At 70.9% G+C, this 21,609-nt stretch carries 18 protein-coding genes; 5 read left to right on the forward strand and 13 right to left on the reverse strand.

Annotated elements, in window-relative coordinates; all coding sequences use genetic code 11:
- Positions 1-48: 48 nt before the first annotated feature.
- The 7 genes from IPJ59_RS29610 to IPJ59_RS29640 all read right to left on the reverse strand — a co-directional run bounded on the left by IPJ59_RS29610 (position 49) and on the right by IPJ59_RS29640 (position 8,018).
- Entirely contained in the window at positions 49-1,071 is a 1,023-nt protein-coding gene (locus IPJ59_RS29610; RefSeq protein ID WP_293248154.1) for a sensor histidine kinase, read from the reverse strand.
- A 31-nt stretch (positions 1,072-1,102) separates the two neighbouring features.
- The gene (locus IPJ59_RS29615) at positions 1,103-1,672 is read right to left on the reverse strand and encodes a sugar transferase (RefSeq protein ID WP_293248157.1); all 570 of its coding nucleotides are present in this window, start codon (positions 1,670-1,672) and stop codon (positions 1,103-1,105) included.
- 307 nt (positions 1,673-1,979) lie between these two features.
- Positions 1,980-2,873, reverse strand: coding sequence for a lectin-like protein (locus tag IPJ59_RS29620; protein ID WP_293248160.1), 894 nt, complete (start codon positions 2,871-2,873; stop codon positions 1,980-1,982).
- Positions 2,874-2,953: 80 nt separating this feature from the next.
- Positions 2,954-3,514 carry a gamma-glutamylcyclotransferase gene (locus tag IPJ59_RS29625; RefSeq protein WP_293248163.1) on the reverse strand — a complete coding sequence of 187 codons (561 nt, stop codon included), beginning with the start codon at positions 3,512-3,514 and terminating at the stop codon, positions 2,954-2,956.
- A 42-nt stretch (positions 3,515-3,556) separates the two neighbouring features.
- Positions 3,557-5,059: an amidase gene (locus IPJ59_RS29630; protein WP_293274272.1), complete on the reverse strand. Its 1,503-nt coding sequence runs from the start codon at positions 5,057-5,059 to the stop codon at positions 3,557-3,559.
- Between the two features lie 7 nt (positions 5,060-5,066).
- A complete protein-coding gene (locus tag IPJ59_RS29635) occupies positions 5,067-6,518 on the reverse strand; it encodes a lamin tail domain-containing protein (RefSeq protein ID WP_293274273.1) in 1,452 nt (483 codons plus the stop codon).
- Between the two features lie 156 nt (positions 6,519-6,674).
- Complete coding sequence (locus IPJ59_RS29640) at positions 6,675-8,018, reverse strand: hypothetical protein (protein ID WP_293248174.1); 1,344 nt, start codon at positions 8,016-8,018, stop codon at positions 6,675-6,677.
- Between the two features lie 453 nt (positions 8,019-8,471).
- On the opposite strand from IPJ59_RS29640, the gene IPJ59_RS29645 reads away from it, so the two are divergent.
- The 3 genes from IPJ59_RS29645 to IPJ59_RS29655 all read left to right on the forward strand — a co-directional run bounded on the left by IPJ59_RS29645 (position 8,472) and on the right by IPJ59_RS29655 (position 11,735).
- On the forward strand, positions 8,472-8,915 hold the full coding sequence (locus IPJ59_RS29645) for a hypothetical protein (protein WP_293274274.1): 444 nt from the start codon (positions 8,472-8,474) through the stop codon (positions 8,913-8,915).
- A gap of 5 nt (positions 8,916-8,920) precedes the next feature.
- Positions 8,921-10,735, forward strand: coding sequence for an OmpA family protein (locus IPJ59_RS29650; RefSeq protein ID WP_293274275.1), 1,815 nt, complete (start codon positions 8,921-8,923; stop codon positions 10,733-10,735).
- 73 nt (positions 10,736-10,808) lie between these two features.
- Entirely contained in the window at positions 10,809-11,735 is a 927-nt protein-coding gene (locus tag IPJ59_RS29655; RefSeq protein WP_293274276.1) for an MBL fold metallo-hydrolase, read from the forward strand.
- Here IPJ59_RS29655 and IPJ59_RS29660 read toward each other — a convergent pair.
- Genes IPJ59_RS29660 through IPJ59_RS29670 form a run of 3 tightly spaced genes read right to left on the reverse strand, consistent with a single transcriptional unit; the run spans position 11,714 to position 15,633 of the window.
- On the reverse strand, positions 11,714-11,896 hold the full coding sequence (locus tag IPJ59_RS29660) for a hypothetical protein (protein WP_293248186.1): 183 nt from the start codon (positions 11,894-11,896) through the stop codon (positions 11,714-11,716). The genes IPJ59_RS29655 and IPJ59_RS29660 overlap by 22 nt on opposite strands.
- A 13-nt stretch (positions 11,897-11,909) precedes the next feature.
- Positions 11,910-13,898, reverse strand: a complete 1,989-nt coding sequence (locus IPJ59_RS29665) for a thiamine pyrophosphate-dependent enzyme (protein WP_293274277.1) — start codon at positions 13,896-13,898, stop codon at positions 11,910-11,912.
- 37 nt (positions 13,899-13,935) lie between these two features.
- Entirely contained in the window at positions 13,936-15,633 is a 1,698-nt protein-coding gene (locus IPJ59_RS29670; RefSeq protein ID WP_293274278.1) for a hypothetical protein, read from the reverse strand.
- A 125-nt stretch (positions 15,634-15,758) separates the two neighbouring features.
- Here IPJ59_RS29670 and IPJ59_RS29675 point away from each other — a divergent pair, with 125 nt between their 5' ends.
- Both IPJ59_RS29675 and IPJ59_RS29680 read left to right on the forward strand, forming a co-directional pair.
- The gene (locus IPJ59_RS29675) at positions 15,759-16,574 is read left to right on the forward strand and encodes a CAP domain-containing protein (RefSeq protein WP_293248195.1); all 816 of its coding nucleotides are present in this window, start codon (positions 15,759-15,761) and stop codon (positions 16,572-16,574) included.
- Positions 16,575-16,640: 66 nt separating this feature from the next.
- Positions 16,641-18,995, forward strand: coding sequence for a response regulator (locus IPJ59_RS29680; RefSeq protein WP_293274279.1), 2,355 nt, complete (start codon positions 16,641-16,643; stop codon positions 18,993-18,995).
- Between the two features lie 10 nt (positions 18,996-19,005).
- Here IPJ59_RS29680 and IPJ59_RS29685 read toward each other — a convergent pair whose 3' ends face one another.
- Genes IPJ59_RS29685 through IPJ59_RS29695 form a run of 3 tightly spaced genes read right to left on the reverse strand, consistent with a single transcriptional unit; the run spans position 19,006 to position 21,606 of the window.
- Positions 19,006-20,079, reverse strand: coding sequence for an MlaD family protein (locus tag IPJ59_RS29685; protein ID WP_293248202.1), 1,074 nt, complete (start codon positions 20,077-20,079; stop codon positions 19,006-19,008).
- The gene (locus tag IPJ59_RS29690) at positions 20,079-20,867 is read right to left on the reverse strand and encodes an ABC transporter ATP-binding protein (protein WP_293248205.1); all 789 of its coding nucleotides are present in this window, start codon (positions 20,865-20,867) and stop codon (positions 20,079-20,081) included. The genes IPJ59_RS29685 and IPJ59_RS29690 overlap by 1 nt, the downstream gene beginning before the upstream one ends.
- A gap of 16 nt (positions 20,868-20,883) precedes the next feature.
- Positions 20,884-21,606, reverse strand: a complete 723-nt coding sequence (locus IPJ59_RS29695) for an MlaE family ABC transporter permease (RefSeq protein WP_293248208.1) — start codon at positions 21,604-21,606, stop codon at positions 20,884-20,886.
- Between the last annotated feature and the right edge of the window lie 3 nt (positions 21,607-21,609).

Raw genomic sequence — 21,609 nt, forward strand, 5'->3', positions numbered from 1 at the left:
AGTCGAGCGCGCGCCGGGGGAGTGGGCTGGTCTTTGGGACAGATTACTTCAGGTGCGGACGGCCGGGCGCGCGGCGGGGAGGCGGAGGGTCGCGCGGGTGCCGTGCGGGGTGGACTCGAGCGTGAGGGTGGCGCGGCCCTCGGGGTAGGCGAGGGCGAGGCGGCGGTGCACGGTGGGGAGGCCCTCGCTGCCGTCGCGGGGGCCGCGGTAGGGGCCGGGGTTGTCGAGGGTGATGCGGGCGCCGTCGTGGTCGCGGGCGACGCGGAGCTCGATCGCGCCGCGGTGGCCGGCGGCGGGGCCGTGCTTGACCGCGTTCTCGGCGAGCGGGAGCAGCAGGAGCGGGGCGATCTGGAGGTCGCCGGGGTCGCCCTCGATGCGCAGCGTGAAGAGGTTGGGGTCGCGGATGAGGTGGAGGGCGAAGAGGTCGCGGCAGAGGTCGAGCTCGCGTTGCAGGGGCCAGGCGGCCAGGGGCACGCCGGCGAGGATCGTGCGCAGCATCGACGACAGCTGGAGGACGGCCCGCTCGGCGACCTCGCCGTCGGTGCGGCACCACTCGGCGATCGCGTTGAGGGTGTTGAACAGGAAGTGGGGGTCGAGCTGGCCGCGCAGCGCGAGCAGCTGGGCCCGCTCGGCCTCGCGGGCGAGGGCCTCGGCGCGGGCCTGCTCGCGGGCCAGGCCGGCCTCGAACTCGATGTCGCGGCCGAGGCCCCAGCCGCCGACCCAGAACAGGGCCAGCGAGACGAACACGCTCTCGCGGCCGGTGAGCAGGGTCAGGCCGATGCCGAGGGCCCGCGGGATCGCCACCGCCAGGATCGCCACCACGAGGGCTCCCGAGGCGGCGTAGGCGAGCAGGCCGAGCGGCGCGATGCGGCCGTGCGGGGCGGCGACGCGGCGCCACAGGTAGGGGCCGAGGAGGGCGAAGGCGAGGCACATGAGCACGCCGAGCGGCATGGCCAGGGGGTCGCGCGAGAGGCTGTGCTGGGCGGCGACCAGCGGGACGCTGACGAGCGCCAGCGGCACCAGGCGGCGCGGGGCGGTCAGGGCGAGCAGGGTGTCGCGGATCAGGCTCACGGGGGGGGGGGGGCGGGGTGGACGGGCGGAGTCAGGTGACGAGGTCGCGGGTGAGGGAGAGGGCGCCGCGGCGCTTGCCGACGAGGTTCATCCAGGCGGTGCGGAGGAGCAGCTTGAGGTCGAGCGCGGCGCTGCGGGTGCGAACGTAGGCGGCGTCGAGCTCGCCCGTCAACGCGGGGCCCTGGGCGAGGCAGACCTGGGCGAGGCCGGTGAGGCCGGGGGCGACGGCGAAGCGGGCGGCGAAGGGCGGGTGTGCGGCGCACAGGCGCGCGGCGTCGGCGGGCGTGAGGGGGCGAGGGCCGACCAGGCTCATGTCGCCGCGCAGGACGTTCCACAGCTGGGGCAGCTCGTCGAGGCCGCGCTGGCGCAGCCAGGCGCCGAGGCGGGTGGGTCTGCGCTGCTGCGGGTCGGGCTCGCAGGTCATGGTGCGCAGCTTCCAGACGGTGAAGGGTCGCTGGTCCTGGCCGACGCGGGGTTGGTGGAAGAACACGGGGCGGCCGTCGGCGAGCAGGACGGCGAGGGCGAGCAGGCCGGTGACGGCGGCGAAGAGGGGGACCAGGGGGAGCAGGAGGGCGAGGTCGAGGAGGCGCTTGCGGGTCATGACAGGGCCTCCGAGCTGCCGAGCAGCAGGGGCGCGAGGCACAGGGCGGCGAAGGTCAGGGGCGCGAGGGCGAGGCAGAGGGCGAGCAGGGCGAGCAGCTTGAGGCCGGGCATGCGGAGAGCCTGCCGCGCGAGCGGGCGGGCGGCGGCGGCGAAGCGGTTGAACGGTCGCGGGACGCGGTTGAACGGTCGGGCGGGCAGCGAGGCCGTCGTCGGTGAGTCTTCGATGTCCCGGGCCGGCGGGGGGGGGGGCGGGGGGGGCGGGGGGGGGGGGCGGGGGGGGGGGGGGGGGGGAGCCAGTCGGGGAGCTAGTCGGGGAACAGGACCGGGTCGCGTTTGGTCTTGCAGATGTAGCCGCGGGCGGGGGCGTTGCAGTCGATGTCGCTCCAGCCGTCGACGCTGGGCTGGGTGGTGGCCTTGAGCTCGGTGCAGTTCTCGAAGACTTTGTTGGGCAGGTCGCACACGGCGTTGTTGGGTTCGCCGGCGAGCCAGGCGGTGAAGTCGACGGGTGTGGCGTCGGGCCAGGTCCAGTCGGCATCGGGGCTGGGGACGGCGCAGGTCTGGTCGGGGCCCATGCGCTTGCGCAGGCCGATCCACACGTGCTTCTCGTCGTTGACGGCGTCGAACTTGACGAGGTGGGCGCGGAGGAAGTCGTACTCGGCCTGGTCGTGGACGCTGGTCAGGCGCACCGGCGTCTTGAAGCTGCGCAGCTTGCAGCGCTCGGCGGCCTCGTCCCAGGTGATCGCCTGCTTCTCGGGGCAGATCCAGTAGACGAAGGAGTCCGTCAGCTCGACGGTGCAGGCGCCGCAGTTGGGGGAGGACTCGTCGACCAGCTGGTTGCAGTTGTCGTCGACGCCGTTGCACTGCTCGATCACCATCGGGTGGATCTCCGGGACCTTGTCGTTGCAGTCGCTGTGGTCGGGCAGCATGCCGTCGGGGGCCTCGCAGGCGAGGGTGGCCTCGGCCTTGCGGTCGCCGTAGCTGTCGGCGTCGGCGTCGGGGTAGTAGGCGACGAGTGGTTGGTTGTTGGGGCAGGGGGCGGGCTCGCCGGTGCTCGAGCCGCCGACGTCGGTGGTGGTTGCGACGGGCTCGCCGGGGCCGTTGAAGGCCGGGTTGTCGGCGCAAGTGGCCAGCGCGAGGGCCAGCACGCACGCGGCGGTCGGTCCGCGGGCGAGGCGGTGAGGGTGCGCGACCCGGGGCATCGCGGGCAGGGTAGCGCAGGCCTGGTGGTCGCGCGCGCGGGCGACGGCGTGAGGCTGCGTTGGGTTGTCGGTGTCTCGCTTCAGGGGGCGCGAAGTCGCAGGACCTCGCGTTCGAGGGCAAACACGTGCTCGTCGTCGGCGTCCTGTTCGCGGAGGGATTCGGCGAGGCGGAGGAGGTACTCGAGGTTCGGTCCGCTGGGTCCGCGGCTGTGAAGGATCTGCGCGGCGATCGTGGGCAGTGGGGCGGGGCCGAGGTAGTTCGGGTTGTCGGCGGTCGCGAGGTACATGCGCGCGGCGACGATCTGCGGGTCTGGACCGGCCGCGGGGTCGCGGGCGAGTCGCAGCGGCAGCTCGACGCGGAGGTAGCCGCCGCGCTCGCGGTGGTCGAGCTCGGCGAACACCTGGGCGGCGACCTCGGGCGCGACGCGGTAGGCGACGCCGTGGCAGCGGGCGCCGGGCTCGGGCACGAGGGTGACGACGCGGCCGGGGGCTTCGGGCACGCCGCGGTGGTCGGTGGAGCCCTGCCAGAAGCGGCGGGTCCAGCCGTCGATGCTGGCGGGGCGGCGCTCGCGGTGCGCGAAGTCGGGGCGCCAGATCAGCGAGCCGTAGCCGAACAGCCAGAGGTCTTGCCCTTGAGACATGTCTGGAGGGACAGGTGGCTGCCGGGCTCGCGGGATCCGGGCTCAGGCGTGCACGGGTGGGATGCGGTCGGCCCAGGGGCGGGCGTGCTCGAGCTGGGCGGCGACGCGGAGGAGGGTGGCCTCAGCGGCGAAGCGGCCGACCAGCTGGACGCCGATCGGGAGGTTGGTCGGGCTCCAGTGGAGCGGGAGGGACATCGCGGGCTGGCCGGTGATGTTGAAGAGGGGGGTGAAGGGGATGAAGTCGTAGACGCGCTCGACGGCGGGGGTGAGGTCGAGGAGGCGCTGGAGCAGGCCGCCGGCGCGGAGGCTGCCGAGGGCGCGCATGACGGCCCGTTCGGCGCCGCGGGGCTGGAGCGAGCCGATCGGGACGGGCGGGCGGCTGAGGCTCGGGGTCAGCAGGAGCTCGTGCTCGGCGAAGAAGGGGGCGACGCCGCGGGAGATCGCGAACAGGGTCTCCTTGGCGGCGATGAAGCCGGGGGCCGAGAGGTGGCGGCCGAGCATGGCGAGGGCCCAGGTCGGGACCTCGTAGTCGCGGGGTCGGGCGCGGCGGCCGAGGCGGCGTTCGCTGGCGGCGACCTCGGCCGCGACCTCGCCGCAGATCATCGTGAAGAAGGCGCGGGCGAAGGCGGGGCCGTCGAGCTCGGGGCTGGCCTCGACGACCTCGTGGCCGAGGCTGCGCAGCAGCTCGGCGGTGTTGTGCACGGCGGTGACGCACTCGCCGTCGACGTCGCCGCCGAGCAGGGCGCGGGTGGTGAAGGCGATGCGGAGGCGTCCGGGTGGCGCGTCGACCTCGGCGAGGAAGGGGCGGCTCGGGGGTGGTGGATAGTTGGGCGCGCCGGGGTCCGGGCCGGCGCCGATGTCGAGGAGGGCGGCGCTGTCGCGGACCGAGCGGGTGAGGGCGTGTTGCACGGCGGCGCCCTGCCACAGCTCGCCGTGGTCGGGGCCGTTGGGGGTGCGTCCGCGGGTGGGTTTGAGGCCGAACACGCCGCAGCAGGAGGCGGGGATGCGGATCGATCCGCCACCGTCGCCGCCGGTGGCGAAGGGGACGACGCGGGCGGCGACGGCGGCCGCCGATCCGCCGCTCGATCCACCTGGCGTTCGGGACAGGTCCCACGGGTTGCAGGTCGGGCCGTGCAGCTCGGGTTCGGTGTACGGGGTGATGCCGAGCTCGGGGGTGGCGGTCTTGGCGACGGCGATGAGCCCGGCGGCGCGGTAGCGGCGGATGAGCTCGCTGTCGTGGTCGGGGACATGGTCGCGGTGGAAGCGGTTGCCGCTGCGCAGCGGGGCTCCGGCGACGGCGGCGAGGAGGTCCTTGAGCAGGAAGGGGACGCCGGCGAGGGGACCCTCGGGCAGGGCCTCGCGGGCCTGGGCCCGGGCCTGCTCGTACATCGGGGCGACGATCGCGTTGATGCGCGGGTTGACGGCCTCGATGCGCTCGATGACCGCCTCCACGAGCTCGCTCGGGTGAAGCTCGCCGGCGCGGACGAGCGCGGCGAGGCCGAGGCCGTCGAGTTCAGAGAGGGCTGCGGAGGCGGTGGTGGGCATGGTGTGCTCAGGGCTTGTTGGCGGCGCCGGGGGTCGGGGACTTGCTGAGGATCCAGTCGGTGGCGGCGTTGTTCTTGTCGTTGCCGTTGGGGAAGCGGCTGAGGCTGCCCGCGGTCATGTTGTTGTCGATGATGTTGGCCTTGAGCGCGGTGCCCTCGACGAGGTTGGTGACGCCTAGGCCGGTGACGGTGGCCATGGTCATCTCGCCGCCGTAGGAGAGCGCGTCGAGCAGGGTTGGGCCGGCGAGGTCGACGAGGGCGACGCCGTCGGGGTTGCCGTTCTGGACGTTGTCGCTGGCCTTGGCGAAGGCGATCTTGAGGGTGCCGGGCGGGAGGACGACGGTGTTGGACGCGACCACCAGGTAGGCACCCTGGGGCAGGATGCCGGCGGGCGCGAGGGGCAGGTTGAGGTAGGTGGTGTTGTTGGCGCCGTTGACGAGGACGAGGTTGATCTTGGCCAGGTTCACGTCGGCGCCGGTGTTGTTGTAGATCTCGACGTACTCGTCGACGTCGGTGCCGACCTGGTCGTAGTCGACCTCGTTGATGATGAGGCCGTTCAGCTTGCAGGGGGCGCAGCTCGGGCCGCCGCAGTCGATGTCGGTCTCGGGGCCGTTCTTGACGCCGTCGCTGCAGGTGGCGGCGACGCAGAGGTTCTTGTCGCAGACGAGGCTCTCGCAGTCGTCGCTGATGAGGCACTGCTTGTCGTTGGCGCAGGGGTCGCAGCTGCCGCCGCAGTCGACGTCGGTCTCGTCGGCGTTCTGGACCTTGTCGTCGCAGGCCGCGGCGGCGCAGACCTTGTCGCTGCAGACGCCGCTCTCGCAGTCCTTGTTGATGAGGCAGAGCTCGCCTTCGACGCACACGGGGCAGTCGGGGCCGCCGCAGTCGACGTCGGTCTCGGCGCCGTCGGGCTTTTCGTCGTCGCAGGTGGCCGGGACGCAGACCTCGCCGTTGCAGGAGCCGCTCGCGCAGTCGGCGTCTTGCAGGCAGGCGAGGTCGTCGGCGCAGGCGGGGCAGCTGCCGCCGCAGTCGATGTCGGTCTCGTCGCCGTTGAGTAGCTTGTCGAGGCAGCCCTCGGGGGGCATGCCGGTCGAGCCCGAGCTCGAGCTGGTATCGGTGGTGCCCGTGGTGCCCGTGGTGCTGGCGGTGCCGGTGGTGTCAGGGGTGCCGCCGGTGCTACCGGTGTCGCTGCTGATCGCGCCGGTGGAGCCGTCGGGGCCGCCGCTGGTGGCCGTGCTGGCGCCGGTGGCGTCGCCGACCGAGTCGTCGGTGGAGGTGGGCGGCTCGCTGGTGAGCGCGGTCGGGTCGGTGTTCGGCGCGCTGTTGGAGTTGCCGCTGGTGTCGCCGCCGCTGCCGCTGGACTGCGAGTCGGAGAGCTGATCGATGCCGGCGGTCGAGCAGGCGAGCAGCAGGCTGACGAGGACGAGCGAGGGGGTGACGGGGGTAGGCCAAGGACGAAGCATGAGCCGAGGGTAGCGGAGAACGCCGACGGCCGCGCGGGGCTGCTGGGGCCAGATCGCGGGCCGGGGGGGTGCGGGGGGGCGGCGTGGACCGCCGGCGCGTGCCGCGGGGGGGCGGGGGGGGGGGGGGGGGGGGGGCTGGCGCGTCAGCTCCGCGGGTCAGCCGCCGTCTTTGCTGGCGACGACCTCGAAGTCGATGATGATGTCGATGCTCTTCTGGGCGACGACGAGGGCCTGGGTATCGAACAGGATGGTGCTGCCCTCGACGCCGACCTCGTTGTAGTTGAGGGTGATGCCGACCTGTTCGCCGAGGCTCTTCTTGAACTCGGCGACGAGGTTCTTGTTCTTGTCGATGAGCTCCTGGTTGTCCTGGGCGAGCTCGCCGACGCCCTCGCCGCCGGTGACGCGGAGGTCGTCGCCGGGGCTGACCTTGATGTTGTTGTTGGCCTGGTCGATGTCGAGTTTGAGCGAGGTCTCGGCGATGGCGTAGCCGCAGAAGCCCTCGTCGGTGCGCCAGACCCGGAAGCCGACGTCCAGGATGTTGCTGCCGTCGATCTTGTTGGGGACCATGCTGTCGAGGGTGACGCCGTAGAGGCCCTTGGGGTCGGGCTTGCCCTTGTCGTTGTAGCTGCGCGAGATCTCGCCCTCGGTGATCATGCGCTGGGCCATGCCGAGCAGCAGGCCGGGGTGCATCTGCACCTCGAGCGGCACGCCCATGGGCAGGGCCCGGCCGACCTCGACGGCGACGCCGCGCGGGAGGTCGAGGTTGGTCTGCATGCCGAGCGAGATGACCTTGGTGTCGGTGAAGATGGCGAATTTTTGGGCCGAGAGCTTGACGTCGTTGCCGCCGATGGTCCACGGCTCGAAGTGGAGCAGGGTGGTGGTCTTGTACTGGGCGCGCAGCGCCTCGGTGGCGAGGATCTCGAGCGCGCCCTCGAGGCCGGGGTAGTCCTTGGTGTCGATGCCGTTCGTGTTGAAGGGCATGTCCTTGACGGTGGCCTTGTCGTAGGCGGCGACGAGGTCGGAGGTACCGTCGTCGTTTTGGATGAGCTTGAGCGGGATGGCGAGCTGGGCCTGGCCGATGCCGGCGCCGCCGGGGTCGCCGTCCTCGGCCTCGATCTGGAAGTCGAAGTCGAGGCTGAACAGCACGCACTGGGCGCAGTTCGGGACCTTGACGATCTCGATCACCGGGGTCGTGGTGGGGAAGAAGTTGAGCGAGTAGGGCCCGATGTTGAGCTTGCTGGCGAACGGGACGTCGTTGCCGACGAGGCCGTTGAGCAGGCGCTGGATGCCGGTCTCGGAGAACACCATGGCCATCGGATACGAGGGCGAGACGGTGAGGTCCGGGAGGAGGATGCCGTCGGTGGCGTAGGACTCCTCGAACTTCTCCTGCTGGGCGCTGCAGTCGAACTCGGGGTCGTCGCCGCGGCAGGAGGAGAGGCCGCCGGCCAGCATGCCAGCGAAGCCGATCGTGGCGGTCCTCAGGGCGGTCTTACGCTTCATGATGCATCCTCAAGTAGTGTTAGGGAGTCGGTTCCGGGAGGTCTTGGAACTTGCGGCAGATCTGCCGTAAACGCGGGGCGCCGCGGGAAAAGGCGGCGCAGCGACGTCGCCCAGTATGGCCCGTGGCGGCGAGAAAACACAAGCTTGAGGCCTGGTCGGCGCTGATGCGCGCATCAGCGCCGCGGGCGTGTTGGTGGCAGTCGGGGGCGGGTGAGCCGGGGCAATTCGGGCGCTGGCGTGGTGATTTGTCTTCATGTGCACGCGAAGCGGCGGGCGCGGCGGGCTCCAGATGGCGCCCTGCGCGGTGATGTCGGAGGCTGGTGGTGGAGGCGAGGTCCTGGCCGCACGGAAATTCCCGTGGGCTGCGCTGTCGCTGGTATCGTGCGGCGGATGGCCCGGGTTCTCCCCTCGTCTGCTTATTGGCTCGCTCTGGCGGCGCTGCTGCCGGCGAGCATGCTTGGCTTCGCATGTACCTCGGACGATCTGCCGCTGGTCACCGGGGTGGAGGTCGGGACGACCGAGGTCGACCCGACCGTGGTGCCGGTGTTCACCACGGGTGAGGGTGACAACGGGACCTCGACGGGCGAGCCGATGATCCCCGAGGACACCTGTCGTCAGGCGATCATGTGCATCACCAACTGCGCGCTGGAGCTCGATCCGGTCAACCCGCCGCCGGAGGCCGATTACAGCTGTTTCGTGCCCTGCGTCGACGGCCTGACCACGGAGGAGTGGCTGGCGCTGATCGACTTCGGTGAGTGCGTCTACAATTTCTGCACCGCGAGCGCCAAGTGTCCCGACATGAACGACGAGCAGACCTGCCTCGCGTGCCTGATCACGGGCCTCGCGCAGACCGATGGTCCGACCGGCTGCGAGATGTCGAGCATGACTTGCGAGTGACGCCCATGGCCCGGTACACGACGACCCACAGGATCTCCACCCACGTGACGACCTCGACCCGCGTTCTGCTTTCCACTGGTGTGTTGCTGGTCGCCGCGACGATGGCCGGCGAGCTGCACGCTGCGCCGCCCGAGACCGCCGCCGAGCCGGCGCCGGCGCCCGCGAGCGCGAGTCCCGAGGCGACGCCTGCGGGGCCCGCGAGTCCCGAGGCGAGCCCCGCTGCGACGCCTGCTGCGACGCCTGCTGCGACGCCCGCTGCGACACCCGCTGCGCCTGGGGCCGACGCGGCGGGGAGCGTGGGCGCGAAGCCGGTGAAGGCGAAGAAGCGGGGTCGGCGTCAGGCGCCGGCCGGGGTGATCTTGACCGAGAAGGGCAAGGTCAAGGACACGCGCAAGTGGATCTACCGCTACTCGCCGGAGCGCAACCTGTTCGAGCTCGGGGTGTTCGGCGGCCTGTTCATCGCCGCCGACGACCACGACCTCTACGACCCGGCGACCCGCCCGGTGAACCCGCACACGCCGGCGGAGGCGCTCTACAAGGTGGTCGGCGACTTCGGGGCGCGCATCGCTTACTTCCCGCTCAGCTTCCTCGGGATCGAGGGCGAGTTCGCGGCGATCCCCACGCGGGTCCGCGACGCACCGGACCCCAAGGCCTTCGTGTACTCGGCGCGGGCGCACGCGATCTTGCAGCTGCCGTACCGGGTCGCGCCCTTCGTGCTCGGCGGCTACGGGGCGCTCGGGATCATCTCCGACCCGAAGACGGCGCTGGGCAACGACATCGACGGGGTCGGCCACTTCGGCGGCGGCCTCAAGATCTACATCAACCGCATGGCGGCGTTCCGCGTCGAGGGTCGGGGCATCATCGCCGCCAAGGCGCAGCAGGTCGCGCCGAAGTTCACGACCCACGCGGAGTTCCTGGCCGGCATCAGCCTGGTGCTCGGGCGCGTGCGACCGCTGCCGCCGGAGAAGGACCTCGACCCGGACCGCGACGGCTTCCTCGACCCGAACGACAAGTGCCCGAAGCTGCCCGGCGTGGCGCCCGATGGCTGCCCGGCGATCGACAGCGACGGCGACACCTTCCTCGACAACGTCGACAAGTGCCCGTACGAGGCCGGGGTGGCGCCGGATGGCTGCCCGCTGCCGGACAAGGACAAGGACGGCTTCCTCGACGCCGACGACAAGTGCCCCGACGAGCCTGGCATCGCGCCGGATGGTTGCCCGCCGCCGCCGGACAGCGACGGCGACGGCATCATCGACAAGGACGACGACTGCCCGCTCGTGAAGGAGGTCTACAACGGCTACAAGGACAAGGACGGCTGTCCCGACGAGCTGCCCAAGGAGATCACTTACGACGGTCGACCGATCGAGGGCATCTTCTTCGAGTTCAACAAGGACAAGATCCAGAAGAAGTCGTTCAAGACCCTCGACGCCGCGATCGTGGTGCTCAAGAGCTTCGACGACATCCGCATCGAGATCTCGGGCCACACCGACGACGTCGGCTCCGAGGAGGCCAACCTCGACCTGTCGCGGCGGCGCGCCGAGTCGGTCAAGCAGTACATGGTCGACAAGGGCGTCGACGCCTCGCGCATCGAGACCGTCGGCTACGGCCGCGGCAAGCCGATCGATCCGGGCAAGTCGGCCAAGGCCCGCGCCAAGAACCGCCGCATCGAGTTCCGCGTCATCATCGTCGACAAGACCGGCACCGCCACGGTGATGCCGAACAAGGCCAACGAGGCGGACGCGGTGGAGAAGGCGTCCGAGGGTGGCGCGACCACCCCGGGTGGCCCGGGCGGCGACCCGAAGGCGCCGGCGTCGAAGTGAGCTCGCGCCCGCCCGGGGGGAACTGGGCGGGCGCGGTTGACCCGGTGGGGCGCGGCGTGGATGCTCGCGGCCGATGTCGTGTGCCACGCTGTCTCGTCGATCGTTCGCCGCGTTGCCGATCGTGGCCGCCTGCGCCCGGGAGGTGGTGAGCGGCACGGTGGTGCCGGAGAGCGGAGATCCGCGGGTCGGGCAGTATGTCTCGAGCGGGTGGACCTTCGCGACCTCGAGCTTCTGGATCCGCGGGCCCGCGGGGGTCGTGCTGGTCGACACCCAGTTCCTGCCGAGCGCGGGGATCGAGGCGCTGACGCTGGCCGAGCGGGCGACGCGGGCGAAGGTGGTGACGGCCTTCGTGCTGCACGCCAACCCGGACAAGTTCAACGGGACGACGGCGCTGCAGCGGCGCGGCGTGGAGGTGCTGACCTCGCAGCCGGTGCTCGACGCGATGCCGGAGATCCACGCGAAGCGGGTGGCGGCGTTCTATGAGCGCTACAAGCCCGACTACCCGCTCGAGCTGCCGCGACCGACGAGCTTCGGCGCGAGCACGACGACGCTCGCGCGGGCGGGGCTGTCACTGACGGCGCATGTGCTGGGGCCGGGCTGCAGTGAAGCGCACGTGGTGCTGCAGTTCGAGGATCAGGTCTTCGTCGGCGACCTGGTGGCCAACGGGGCGCACAGCTGGCTGGAGATCGGTCGCACCGACGAGTGGTTGCGGCGGCTCTCCGAGATCGAGGCGATGCGGCCACGCCTGGTGCACCCGGGGCGCGGGGCCTCGGGCGGGCCGGAGCTGCTGACGCGGCAGCGGGCTTACCTCGAGGAGGTCATCGCTCTGGTGGCGGCGGAGCGGCCGTCGGGGCCGCCGCAGGACGCCGCGCTCGGGCGCGTGCGGGCGGCGCTCGAGCGCCGCTATCCGGCGTATCGCTTCCCGGCGTTCATCGAGATCGGGCTGCCGGCGGAGTGGCAGCGCCAGGCGCGGGGCGCTCAGGGGGCGACGCCGCCGTAGGCGACGCCGCTCAGGTGGGCCATCTCGCGGTGGTAGGTGGTGAGGTCGGCGAGGCGGAGGTCGATGTCGGCGACGACGGCGTGGGCGGGGCTGCGGTCGGCGAGGGCGCTCCAGGTGGCGACCTTGTGTTTGCTGGGGGTGCGGATCGAGACCAGCGTCATGCGCGGGAGCTTCTCACACGAGCTCGACGTCGGCGACGATCTCGAGGAGGGCGGGGCGCGGGTCGGCGAGGGCGTCGCGCAGGCTCTCGTCGAGGTCGGCGGCCCGCTCGATGCGGACCCCGTAGGCCCCGCAGTTGCGGGCGAAGCGGGCGAAGCTCGGGTTATGCAGGCTGGTCTGCCAGACGTGCCAGTGACCAGCGCGCTGCTCCTTGCTGATCTTGCCGAGCTCGCTGTTGTTGAGGACGACGTGGGTGATCTTCATGCCGTACTTCACGGCGGTGGTGAGTTCGGCCATGTACTGGGCGAAGCCGCCGTCGCCGGAGACGGAGACGACGGGGCGGCCGCGGAAGGCGGGGTCCTGCTCCTGGGTGGCCGCCCACGCGCCCATGGCGGCGGGGAAGGAGAAGCCGATCGAGCCGAGGTAGCCGGACATGAGGACAGCCTGGCGCTGGCACTCGAAGTAGCGGCCGAAGGAGTAGGCGTTGTTGCCGACGTCGATCGCCAGGATCGCGTCGTCCGGGACCTGGCGGGTGAGGGCGGCGAAGATGGCGGCCGAGCTGACGCCGTGGCCGCGGTCGTCGCGGGCGCGGCTGTCCTTCTCGGCGCGCCAGATGGCCCAGCGCTCGGCGATCTCGTCCTGCTGGTCGACCGCTGCGGCGGCGCCGAGTTGATCGAGGAGGGCGGTCGCGGTGACGCCGATCTCGCCCCACACGGGCACGGTGACGGGGTGGAATTTGCCGAGGGCCATGGCGTCGAAGTCGACCTGAACGATCGGCTTCTTGTGGCTGATGCCGGTGTGGTTGCTGAAGCTGGCGCCGAACACGAGGAGGAGATCGGACTCGTTCATGAACCAGCTGGCGACGGGCGTGCCGCTGCGGCCGAGCACGCCGCAGCCGAGCGGGTGGAGATCGGAGATCTGGCCCTTGGCCTTGAAGGTGGTGAGCACCGGGCAGCGCAGGCGCTCGGCGAGGGCGACGATCTCGGGCATGTTGAAGCGGGCGCCGTGGCCGATGATGATCACGGGGCGCCTCGCAAGGCGCAGGTGGGCGAGGGCCTGGGCGAGGGCGTCGCTGGGCGGGTGGATCGTGCGCGCGGGCAGGCGTCCCTGGGGGCCGCCAGCGTGGGCTCCGGCGGGTGCGGGCGCCTTGGCGACCTCGTCGGGGAAGATGAGGTGCGCGACGCCGCGGCCGAGGATCGCGTGCTTGCAGGCGAGGTTCATCAGCTCGGCGTGGCGGCTGCCAGGCAGCACGGTCTGACTCCACTGCGCGACGCCGCCGAAGGCCGCCTTGAGGTCGATCTCCTGGAAGGCGCCGGGGCCGAGGACCTGGGTGTCGACCTGGCCGGTGAGCGCGAGCGCGGGGGCGCGGTCGACGTGCGCGTCCCACAGCCCGGTGAGCAGGTTGGTCGCGCCGGGGCCGGCGATCGCGAGGGCGGCCGCGGGACGTCCGGTGAGCTTGCCGTAGGCCGAGATGGCGAAGGAGGCGGCGCCCTCGTGGCGGACGCCGATGAAGCGCAGGGCGCCGGCGTCCTCCTGGACGCGCAGGGCATCGGCGACCCCGAGGTTGCTGTGGCCGACCATGCCGAACACCCAGCGCACGCCCCACGCGACCATGGTCTCGACCATGAGGTCGGAGATGGTGGCGACGTGCGGGGCGTCCTCCTCGATGCCGACGTAGACGCCGTCGCTGCGGCGCTCGACGGGGTGGGTGGGCACGCGCTCGTCGAAGCCGCCGGGCGACTCGCCGGTGAGCGGGTGGTAGTCCCAACCGTGCCAGGGGCAGCGCAGCCAGCCCTTCTCGATCGATCCCTCGCCGAGCGGGCCGCCCTGGTGCGGGCAGTGGTTGGCGAGGGCGCCGTACTGGCCGTCGTGGTGGGTGAGGCAGACCGAGTGGGCGCCGCAGTTCACCGACTTGGCGCGACCCTCGGGTAGCTCGTCGAGGTCGGCCGCGCGGTACCAGCGGAGACGGCGGCGCTCGAGCGGGGGCGGCGGGTCCTGGGACATGGTGACCAGTGTATCGACTCCGGCTGCTTCGCGGCGCTCAGGGGTAGGCGGCGAGGATGTGGATGCCCTGGTTGTCGCGCAGGTAGCTGAAGCCCTTGGCGTCGACGCGGATCGTCAGGCCCTCCTCGAGGTTGAACTTGGTGCTGTCCTCGGCGATGAGCTCGCCGGCGCTGGTGTACTCGAAGTGGTGGGTGATGCGATTTTGCTGGGGGGTGATCCAGTTGTAGACCTCGCCGAGGACGAAGTTGTCGCCGCGCAGGGGAATCTCCTGGTGGCGGAGGCGGAACGAGTCGTAGCAGTGGCCGCCGTTCCAGCCCTCGAAGTCGATGGTGACGCGCTGGACGTTCTTCTTGAGGGAGGCGTCGGCGGCGAAGAAGCGCATGTCGAGGGTGGTGCCGCCGGAGCGCCAGAGGAAGGCGAACTCGTCCTTGTCGTTCATGCCGACGGTGAAGCCGTCGTACCAGTAGTGGTAGTTGACCGGGACCTGGACGGCGGCGTTGTCCTGCCAGGTGCCGTCGGGCTTGAAGCGGCGGTAGTAGATGCCGTTGCCGCTGTGGATCTGGGCGGCGAGGATGCCGGCGCCGGTGGCCTGGTTCATGGCGACGTGGGTGCCGTAGCTGGCGTTGATGTCGAAGGCGTTCTGCTGGACCTTGGCGACGCCGCTGGCGTCGATCCAGTTGACGCGGGTGGCCCCGTTCGGCGACACGGCGACGACGGCGTTGCCGACGGCGTCGATGGCCCCGTCGTGGAACTCGAAGTAGCCGCTGGCGATCTGGATCGCGGTCTTGTTCTCGACGATCGGCTGGCACTTGTCGTCGAGCAGGGTGTAGGCGAGGCGGTGGTTGGCGTCGCCGCCGTTGCGGTCGTACCAGGTGGTCAGCACCTTCTGTGACTGCCTCGCCATGTACACGGTCGGGTGCGGCGGGACGTCGTTGGGCTGCATGTCGTACTTGCCGGCGATGAACTCGGGGCGGCGGACGCTGCGGTCGGCGTTGAAGCAGGTGACGTAGATGTTGCCGTTCGCGCCGCGGGTGACCACGAGGGCGCCGTCGGCCGCGACGTCGTAGTCCTCGCTTCCGTTGGGGATGACGAGCAGGACCTCGTCGTCGCAGGCGTCGGGGATGCCGTCGTTGTCGCCGTCGATGTTGTCGTCGCCGAGCTTGCACTTGTCGACGCCCTCGCAGACGCCGTCGCCGTCGCTGTCGTCGGGGTTGTCCTGCGGGCAGGGGTCGCAGGCGTCGGCGACGGCGTCGCCGTCGCTGTCCTTGAGGTCATCGCCGGCGGGGCAGAGGTCGCACTCGTCGGGGACGGTGTCGGCGTCGGCGTCGGGGCCAGGCGAGCCGGGGCCGCAGGGCGGGTCGCCGGTGGTGGAGGCGTCGCCGGTGGTGGAGGTGTCGCCGGTGGTCGAGGCACTCGAGGTGGTGCCGCTGCTCTCGGCGATTTCGCCGGTCGACGCGAGCTCGGTTGTCGAGCTGGTCGTGGTGAGCTCGGGGCCGTCCGAGGACGAGGCGGAGCCGGTGGCGCCGGAGGTCGAGGGGTCGCCGGAGGTCGGCGTGTCGCTGGTGGCCGGGGTGTCGCCCGAGCTGGTGATGGCGGTGGTGGAGGTCGCTTCGCCGGTGCTGTTGGTGGTGGAGCCGGCGACGTCGTCGCCGCAGCCGGCGAGGGTCGCGGCGAGGGTCGCAGCGAGGCTCGAGGCGCCGAGGAGCGAGGTGAGTGGGATCCGACCGGAGGTCATGCCAGCACGATATCGCGAAGTGCGGCCGGGCCCCGGGCTTGTGACGGCGCTCCTGGGCGCTCGCGGGCGAATTGGGGTCTGTCGCCCCTTGAGGGATGTGCGCGCTCGGGTCTATGGTGGAGGTGATGTTCGCTCGACCTCGCCTCGTGTTTGCGACCTCGCTGCTGCTCGCGGGTTGTTATGTCGGGGCGGACCTCGAGGGCGTCGAGACTGGCGGCGGCGATCCGCCGGGCACGTCGTCCAGTGGGTCGATGACGACGCCTGGCAGCAGCGATCCGACGACTGGTGGCGGCGGTGGCGAGACCGGCGGTGGTGAGGCGAGCAGCGGCGCCGTCGATCCGACCAGCGGCGGCGAGAGCACGGGCCCCGGACTGACGACCGGCCCGGACGTTCCGCCGGACAGCACGACGAGCACCGCCGGTGACGACACGACGGGCGCCGCGGAGACGACAGGGATGGGCGGTCCGTCGGATGTGCCCGACAACGCCCACTGCGCCGATGTGGCCGATTGGTCGCCGGCGTGGGCGCAGCTCGAGCAGGACGTGCTGGTGATCGTCAACCAGGTGCGCAGCCAGGGGGCGAACTGCGGCAGCAAGGGCGCGTTCGGCCCGGCGGGCCCGTTGACGATGCACCCGGCGCTGCGCTGCGCGGCTCGGAAGCACTCGGTCGACATGGCGGTGCGAAACTTCTTCGATCACATCAACCCCGACGGCGAGACCCCGTGGGACCGCATGGGCAAGGCCGGCTACGGCAGCTACAGCGCGGCGGGCGAGAACATCGCGGCGGGCTCACCCGACGCGGCGGGCACGATGGACCAGTGGATGAACAGCGACGGCCACTGCGCCAACATCATGAACCCCGCCTTCGAGCACATCGGCGTGGGGTATTCGACGGGCGGTCAGTACGGACACCTGTGGACGCAGGTGTTCGGGGCGAAGTAGCACCGGCGTTGCTTTCGCGGGGGCAGTCGATAGGATGGGGCACCCGCGCCACGCCTGCGGGGTGCCATGCGTGACGCGACGAACACTGCCGGGGCAGAGGGCATGACGCTGAGCCTGCGCCGCCTGATCGACCTGTCGAGCGAGTGCATGGCGGTGCTCGACCTCGAGGGTCAGCTGGTGGTGACGAACGTGGCGTGGCGGCAGGCGCTGGGCAGCGAGCCGGAGCTGGGCTCGGCGGCGGAGGGGCAGCTGCGGCCGGAGGACCGCGAGGCGTGGCGCGAGGCGTGGTCGCGCCTGGGCCCGGACGCGCAGCTGAGCGTCGTTGCGCGGCTGCGGGGCGGCGACGTGCCGCTGCTGTGGAGCTTGCGGCGCAGCGACGCGGAGCGGGTGGTGTACGTGGCGGGTCGAGTGGCGCCGGTCGAGGCGGAGGTGCAGCGCGGCGCGGTGCACCTCGAGGTGCTGCGCAGCGTGGTGGCCAACGTGCCGCTGGTGCTGTTCGCGGTCGACACGCGCGGCCAGATCATCCTGCTCGAGGGTCGCGGGCTGGCGGCGGTCGGGCTCGAGCCGCACATGTGGGATCCGCGGAGCGGCGAGCAGCGGGGGCCGAGCAAGTCGGCCTTCGACGTGTTCGCGGGGATCCCTCCGCTGCTCGACGGCGTGCGGCGTGCGCTGGCGGGGGCCGCCCTGCGCGGGGCCTTCGAGTTCCTCGACCGCAGCTTCGAGACCTGGACGGCGCCGTTCACCGACAGCCGCGGGCGTACGCAGGGCGTCATCGGCGTGGCCAGCGACGTGACCGAGAACGTGCGCTCGGAGCGACGTCTCCGCGACTTGAACGAGAAGCTCGAGACGGCGCGCGACGAGGCGATCGAGGCCAGCCGGGCCAAGAGCGCCTTCCTGGCCAACATGAGCCACGAGCTGCGCACGCCGTTGAACGCGATCCTCGGCTACAGCGAGATCGCCCAGGACGAGCTGACGACGCAGGGCGTCGGGGCGGTGGGGCAGCTGTCGACCGACGTGCAGAAGATCCACGTCGCGGGCACGCACCTGCTGGGGATCATCAGCGACATCCTCGATCTGTCGAAGATCGAGGCCGGGCGCATGGAGCTGCACCTCGAGAGCTTTCCGGTGGCGACGATGATCGCGGACGTGGTCGCCACGGCGCAGCGCCTGGTGGCCCAGAACGGCAACCACTTCGAGGTGCTCTGCGACCCCGGGCTGGGCGAGATGACGGCCGACCTGACCAAGGTGCGGCAGATCTTGTTCAACTTGCTGTCGAACGCGGCCAAGTTCACCGAGCAGGGCACGGTGATCCTCGAGGTGACGCGGCCAGCGGTTGGTGTGGCGGTTGGTGTGGCGGTGGGTGTCGGCGGGGGCGAGGCGCCGAGCTTTGAGTTCAGCGTGCGCGACAGCGGGATCGGCATGTCACCTGAGCAGAAGGACCGCCTGTTCCAGACCTTTTATCAGGGCGACTCGTCGACCACGCGCAAGTACGGGGGCACCGGCCTCGGTCTGGCGATCTCGCGGCGCTTCGTGCAGATGATGGGCGGTGAGATCGCGGTGACGAGCAGCCTCGGGAGCGGCTCGACCTTCCGTGTGCGCCTGCCGGCGCACAGCCTCGGCCACGTGATCGACCCGGCCGCGGTGACGCGCAGCGGGGCGGCGGTGCCCGTGGCAGTGGCGACGCCGCAGGCGATGCTCGTCATCGACGACGACCCGAACGTGTACGACATGATGGAGCGCATCCTCAGCCGCGAGGGCCTCGACGTGTACGGGGCGGCGACCGGCAAGGAGGGCCTGGCGCTGGCGCGCAAGCTCAAGCCGCTGGTGATCGCGCTCGACATCATGATGCCGGGGATGGACGGCTGGTCGGTGCTTCAGGCGATCCGTGCCGACCCGGAGCTGGCCGGTACGCGGGTGGTCATCGTCAGCATGCTCGACGAGAAGCCGCTCGGGATGGCGCTCGGGGCCGACGACTACCTGACCAAGCCGCTGCGGCGCGAGCAGCTGCTGGCGAGCATTCAGCGGCTGGTGCCGGTGCGCGACGGCTACATCCTGATCGTCGAGGACGACGAGGCGCTGCGCGAGCTGCTGCAGCGCACGCTGATCGAGGAGGGCTGGTCGGTGCGCATCGCCGAGACGGGGCGCGCGGCGCTCGACATGATCGAGCAGAGTCGGCCGGGGCTGATCTTGCTCGACCTGCGCATCCCGGAGATCGACGGCTTCGCCGTCATCGCCAGCATCCGCAGTCGGCCGGAGTTCGTGAGCGTGCCGATCACGGTGATGACGGCGCTGGACCTCGGTCGCGAGGATTGGGAGCGCCTCACGGGACGCGTCGAGCAGGTGATCCAGAAGGGGCTCTACTCGCGCAACCGGCTGATGCGCGAGGTCCGGCGCCTCGCAGCGCATTTCGTCACGCGCTGAGGGTCACGCGCTAAGGGCCCTCGAAGCCGGCGTCCTTGTCGTCGTCGGTGGTGCCGAGCGACTTGACGGCCTTGCGGTCCTTGAACAGGTGGACGCGGAAGCCATCGATCTGGAAGAAGCGCTTGATGCCGTCGAAGGTGACGGCGGCGCCGCGCTCGGCGATGATCGAGAGGTTCTTCATCAGCGGGGCGAGCTTGGTCAGGGCCGGCTTGAGGTCCTTGGCGATGTCCTTGAAGTCGCCGCTGATCTTGTTGAGGTTGGCGACGGCGGCGTCGCCGTTGCTGAGGATGCGCTCGAACCTGGCGATGTTCTCGGCGCTGAGGGCCTCGCTGGCCTTGTCGAGGCGGGCGAGCAGGCGGTCCGCGCGGTCGAGCATGCCGGGCACGTCCCGGTTGAGGGTGGCGAGGAGCTTGTCGGCGTTGCCGAGGATGCGGGAGATGCGGGGGTCGTGGAGGAGGCTGTTGGTGCCCTCGGCCATGCCGCGCAGGTCCTGACGGTTCTCCTCGAGCATGGCCCGCGTGGTGGCGGTGATCGTCTCGACCTCCTTGAGCAGGTTGTCGAGGCGTTCGCGCGGGAGGCCGGGTCCCTCGTCGAGGCTCTCGGTGAGGGTGTCGATTCGCTTGGCGATGCGGCCGATGTGGGGCAGCAGCGACTCCTTGCCGTAGACCATGTCCTTGGTGGCGTTGAGGGCGTTGTCGAAGTCGACGGTGGGGGTGACGCAGGCGAAGGTGCTGTTGGGCGGCATCGGGGCGCCGTCCATGGCCTGGGTGATGCCGAGGTACTTCTCGCCGAGCATGCCCTTGATGTGGACGGCGGCGCAGGCCTCGGCCCACACGTTGGTGCCGGTGCGGACGCGGATGTCGATGACGGCGATGTTGCCCTTGACGCGGATCTGCTCGACCTTGCCGACCTCGACGCCGGCGATGCGCACCGAGTTGCCCTCGACCAGACCGGCGGCGTCGGCGGTCTCGACGGTGTAGTGGGTGCCGCCGCGGTCGCTGAGGCCGAGCTGCATGGCCAGCCAGGTGAAGGCGCCCAGGGTGACGACGACGAATGTACCGAGTGTGATGTAGCGGGTGTTCATTACAGCACCTTGATTGGACCCTGGGTGTTACGTTCGAAGAACTGGCGGACGTGGGCGTGGCTCGACTGCAGCACGGTGTGGGCTTCACCGAAGACCTGCAGCTTGCCTTGATAGAGGAGACCGATGTGGGTGGCGATGGCGCGGGCCTCGGCGGTGTCGTGGCTGATGACGATGAAGGTCATGCCGAGGGTGCGATGGAGCTCGAGGATGAGGTCGTCCAGGGTGGCGGACATCACCGGGTCGAGGCCGGAGGAGGGCTCGTCGCAGAGGACGATGTCGGGGCGCAGGGCGATGGCGCGGGCGAAGGCGGCGCGCTTGCGCATGCCGCCGGACAGCTCGGAGACCATCTTGCGTTCGGTGCCGGGGAGGCCGACGCGCTCGAGGTTCTCGGCGACGCGGGCGCGGATCTCGGGCTCGCTCATCTTGGTGTGCTGGCGCATCGGGAAGGCGACGTTGTCGCCGACGCTCATGTCGTCGAACAGGGCGCCGTCCTGGAACAGCATGCCGAAGCGGCGGCGCAGGGCGAACAGCTTGTGGCGGTCGGCGGAGCGCTGGTCGTCGAGGCGGGTGAGATCTTCGTTGAAGACGAGGATGCGGCCGCTGTCGGGCTTGATGAGGCCGACCAGGCAGCGCAGGAGCACGGACTTGCCGGTGCCGGAGGGGCCGAGCATCACCATGATGGCGCCCTTGGGGATCAGCAGGGACACCTCATTGAGCACGACGTGCGAGCCGAAGGACTTCGAGACCTTTTCGAATACGACAGCGGCGTTGATGTCGGCGGCGGCCATGCGATAGAGCGATCCCTCAGGCATACATCAGGGCCGACAGGAACATGTTGAGGACGATGCAGAGCACGGCTGCGTGGACGATGGCCCGGTTGGTGGCGATGCCGACGCCCTCGGCGCCGTCGCGCTTGGCGGCACGGTAGCCGTGATAGCAGGCGACGATGGCGACGAGCCAGCCGAAGATGACGCCCTTGACGACGCCGGCGAACAGGTCCGGCAGGTGGACGATCTCCTTGACCTGGCTGATGAACACGCCCTCGTTGATGCCCATCTGGTGGACGGCGGCGAAGTAGCTGGCGCAGATGCCCACGACGTTGGCGTAGGCGCAGAGCAGCGGGAGCATCAGGGTGACGGCCCACAGGCGCGGGGCGATGAGGCGGCGCATGGGGTCGATGCCCATGACCTCGAGGGCCTCGACCTGCTCCGAGATCTGCATGTTGGCGAGGCTGGCGGCCAGGGTGGCGCCGATGCGGGCGCCGCAGACGACGGCGGCCATCACCGGGTAGAGCTCGCGGATGCCGCCGACGCCGCAGAACAGGCCGAGCATCTCCTGGCCGCCGAAGCGGGCGAAGGTGCCGTAGGCCTGCACGGACAGGTTCATGCCGGCGAAGATGGTGAGCAGGGTGAGGAGGGCGATGCTGCCGACGCCGGCGTCGAGCGCGTGGCGCACGAACTCGTCCGCCGGGGGGAGACCCCGGAACTGGGCGCGGACGGCGTGGCGGACGAAGGTGTCGAAGCGCATGAG

The sequence above is a fragment of the Nannocystis sp. genome (genome assembly GCF_016714285.1).
Classification (GTDB): Bacteria; Myxococcota_A; Polyangia; order Nannocystales; family Nannocystaceae; genus Nannocystis.

Bases quoted from the DNA above. Each gene is read 5' to 3' on its own strand.
- IPJ59_RS29615 (WP_293248157.1), bottom strand. From the start codon at position 1,672: ATGACCCGCAAGCGCCTCCTCGACCTCGCCCTCCTGCTCCCCCTGGTC.
- IPJ59_RS29620 (WP_293248160.1), bottom strand. From the start codon at position 2,873: ATGCCCCGGGTCGCGCACCCTCACCGCCTCGCCCGCGGACCGACCGCC.
- IPJ59_RS29625 (WP_293248163.1), bottom strand. From the start codon at position 3,514: ATGTCTCAAGGGCAAGACCTCTGGCTGTTCGGCTACGGCTCGCTGATC.
- IPJ59_RS29630 (WP_293274272.1), bottom strand. From the start codon at position 5,059: ATGCCCACCACCGCCTCCGCAGCCCTCTCTGAACTCGACGGCCTCGGC.
- IPJ59_RS29635 (WP_293274273.1), bottom strand. From the start codon at position 6,518: ATGCTTCGTCCTTGGCCTACCCCCGTCACCCCCTCGCTCGTCCTCGTC.
- IPJ59_RS29640 (WP_293248174.1), bottom strand. From the start codon at position 8,018: ATGAAGCGTAAGACCGCCCTGAGGACCGCCACGATCGGCTTCGCTGGC.
- IPJ59_RS29645 (WP_293274274.1), top strand. From the start codon at position 8,472: ATGCTTGGCTTCGCATGTACCTCGGACGATCTGCCGCTGGTCACCGGG.
- IPJ59_RS29650 (WP_293274275.1), top strand. From the start codon at position 8,921: ATGGCCCGGTACACGACGACCCACAGGATCTCCACCCACGTGACGACC.
- IPJ59_RS29655 (WP_293274276.1), top strand. From the start codon at position 10,809: ATGTCGTGTGCCACGCTGTCTCGTCGATCGTTCGCCGCGTTGCCGATC.
- IPJ59_RS29660 (WP_293248186.1), bottom strand. From the start codon at position 11,896: ATGACGCTGGTCTCGATCCGCACCCCCAGCAAACACAAGGTCGCCACC.
- IPJ59_RS29665 (WP_293274277.1), bottom strand. From the start codon at position 13,898: ATGTCCCAGGACCCGCCGCCCCCGCTCGAGCGCCGCCGTCTCCGCTGG.
- IPJ59_RS29670 (WP_293274278.1), bottom strand. From the start codon at position 15,633: ATGACCTCCGGTCGGATCCCACTCACCTCGCTCCTCGGCGCCTCGAGC.
- IPJ59_RS29675 (WP_293248195.1), top strand. From the start codon at position 15,759: ATGTTCGCTCGACCTCGCCTCGTGTTTGCGACCTCGCTGCTGCTCGCG.
- IPJ59_RS29680 (WP_293274279.1), top strand. From the start codon at position 16,641: ATGCGTGACGCGACGAACACTGCCGGGGCAGAGGGCATGACGCTGAGC.
- IPJ59_RS29685 (WP_293248202.1), bottom strand. From the start codon at position 20,079: ATGAACACCCGCTACATCACACTCGGTACATTCGTCGTCGTCACCCTG.
- IPJ59_RS29690 (WP_293248205.1), bottom strand. From the start codon at position 20,867: ATGGCCGCCGCCGACATCAACGCCGCTGTCGTATTCGAAAAGGTCTCG.
- IPJ59_RS29695 (WP_293248208.1), bottom strand. From the start codon at position 21,606: ATGCGCTTCGACACCTTCGTCCGCCACGCCGTCCGCGCCCAGTTCCGG.